The 1,986-nt window shown below is 52.3% G+C and carries 2 protein-coding genes; one reads left to right on the top strand and one right to left on the bottom strand.

The window, feature by feature from the left end; translation table 11 throughout:
* Positions 1-235 precede the first annotated feature (235 nt).
* Positions 236-604, bottom strand: a complete 369-nt coding sequence (locus tag A8O25_RS22225; RefSeq protein ID WP_066839852.1) for a T9SS type A sorting domain-containing protein — start codon at positions 602-604, stop codon at positions 236-238.
* A 165-nt stretch (positions 605-769) separates the two neighbouring features.
* Between A8O25_RS22225 and A8O25_RS22230 the strand changes: the two genes are divergently transcribed.
* On the top strand, positions 770-1,888 hold the full coding sequence (locus A8O25_RS22230) for an NAD(P)/FAD-dependent oxidoreductase (protein WP_066839854.1): 1,119 nt from the start codon (positions 770-772) through the stop codon (positions 1,886-1,888).
* Positions 1,889-1,986 lie beyond the last annotated feature (98 nt).

Consider the following 1,986-nt stretch of genomic DNA (forward strand, 5'->3'; position numbering starts at 1 on the left):
CCCTCGGGGCCGGGGGCGGAAGCCGTAGTAGTTTTCACACACCGCTAACAGTGCTTCTGCCCTTTTTTATCCTTCTACCTTAAAATGTCCGAAGTATTGTCAGAAAACAGGCCAAAAACAGAAAGCACGAACTGAAACCTACCTCCCCAACAAGGCGGTCAGGTCACAGTAGGTATAAAAAGAAAAAGGCAAAACCACAGCGGGTTTTGCCTTAAGATATATGGTGTGCTTAGAGCTAACGAATAACTACTTTCCTGACTTCGCTGTACGTGGGCGTTTCCAGTTTTACGTAATACAATCCTTTGGCTAATTTGTTTAAATCAATGGTTCTGGTGTAGCGCTCAGAAGGGTCTTGCACCACCTCCTGGTACACCACATTGCCAATCACATTCATAATGCGGAGCTCGGTCTTCTTGTTTTCAAAGCCTTCCAACGAAACCGTGATGATACCGTTGGAGGGGTTGGGGAAAACAGACAGAGAACGCTCGTCGTCCTCTGCTTTTGCCTCTACCTTCTGTTCAGCGGGGAGCGGCCTGGTTTTAACCTGCGCCGGAAGCTGATAAAAGGTGAGACAAACAAAAAAAAGTAGTATAGTTTGTTTCATAAGTCTTTTGTTAATCTTTAGATGATCACAGGAGCGGCAGCGCCTGTACATAGCAATAACGCATTTTTCATCTGTTTAGTTTTGCATTTTTAAACATTAAACAGGCAATAAAAGCAAAAAAGCACCCCATAAATTGAACTATAACAACAACATCATAGCAACCGCATGAAGCACCGCAAAGCTGTAATTGTAGGCGGAGGCCTGGCTGGCCTGGTAAGTGCGCTGCAACTATCAGGCCAGGGCGCAGAGGTCACGGTGGTGGAGAAGAAAACCTACCCGTTTCATAAAGTCTGCGGCGAATACATCTCTAATGAGGTGCGCCCTTTCTTAGAGCAGCTGGGGGTTGACCTGGCAGCGCTGCAACCCGCTGAGCTGACCCGGTTTCAGCTGTCGTCCCCCAAAGGGAACACACTGCAGACCACCCTGGATCTGGGCGGTTTTGGGGTGAGCCGGTTTACGCTGGACCACTATTTATATGAATTGGCCAAAGCCCGCGGGGTAGAGTTCAGGCTGAAAACCAGCGTTACCAACATCACCTTTCAGGAAGAGGCCTTCACGGTAACCTTGTCAACGGGAGAGCAGCTGCAGGCACCGGTGGTGCTTGGCGCCTACGGGAAACGCAGCTCCCTGGACCGCCGCCTGCAGCGGAAGTTCTTTGAGGAGCGGTCGCCGTACCTGGGGGTGAAATACCACGTGCGCACCCAGCTGCCCAAACACGTCATCTCTTTGCATAATTTCAAAGACGGCTACGCCGGAATCTCAGCCATTGAGGAAGACAAGTACTGCTTCTGCTACCTCACCACCCGGCAGAACCTCAGGCACTACGGCACCCTTGCAGAGCTGGAGGCACAGGAGTTAAGCAAGAATCCGCACCTGCGGGAGATTTTCACCAACAGCCAGTTCCTGTACGCCCAGCCCGAGGTGATCAATGAAATCTCGTTCGCCCCCAAAGCCTGTGTGGAGAACCACGTGCTCATGAGCGGAGACGCCGCCGGCCTGATCACGCCGCTCTGCGGAAACGGCATGGCCATGGCCATTCACTCGGCCAAGATACTCTCTGAGCAGGTGCTCCTTTTCCTGCACGGCACCCAGACCCGGGCTCAGCTGGAAGGCAATTACACCCGCCTGTGGCAGCAGCAGTTTGGCCTTAGGCTGAAGACGGGAAGGCTGGTGCAGCGGCTGTTTGGGCACCCGTTCCTGTCTGAGGTGGCGGTGGCCGGCCTGAAACATGCACCCGCTGCGGTAAAAGCCATCATGCAACGCACGCACGGCCAGCCGTTTTAGGCCTGTTTTCTGACAATACTTCGGACAGTTTATGCTGCGATTCTGCCGAAGTTAAGGACACAGTCTGTTTTGTCCTTGTTATTTAAGTGGCTTTTGTC

The organism is Rufibacter ruber (genome assembly GCF_001647275.1).
Taxonomy (GTDB): Bacteria; Bacteroidota; Bacteroidia; order Cytophagales; family Hymenobacteraceae; genus Nibribacter; species Nibribacter ruber_C.

Coding starts and splice junctions, on each gene's coding strand:
- A8O25_RS22230 (WP_066839854.1), top strand. CDS start 770: ATGAAGCACCGCAAAGCTGTAATTGTAGGCGGAGGCCTGGCTGGCCTG.
- A8O25_RS22225 (WP_066839852.1), bottom strand. CDS start 604: ATGAAACAAACTATACTACTTTTTTTTGTTTGTCTCACCTTTTATCAG.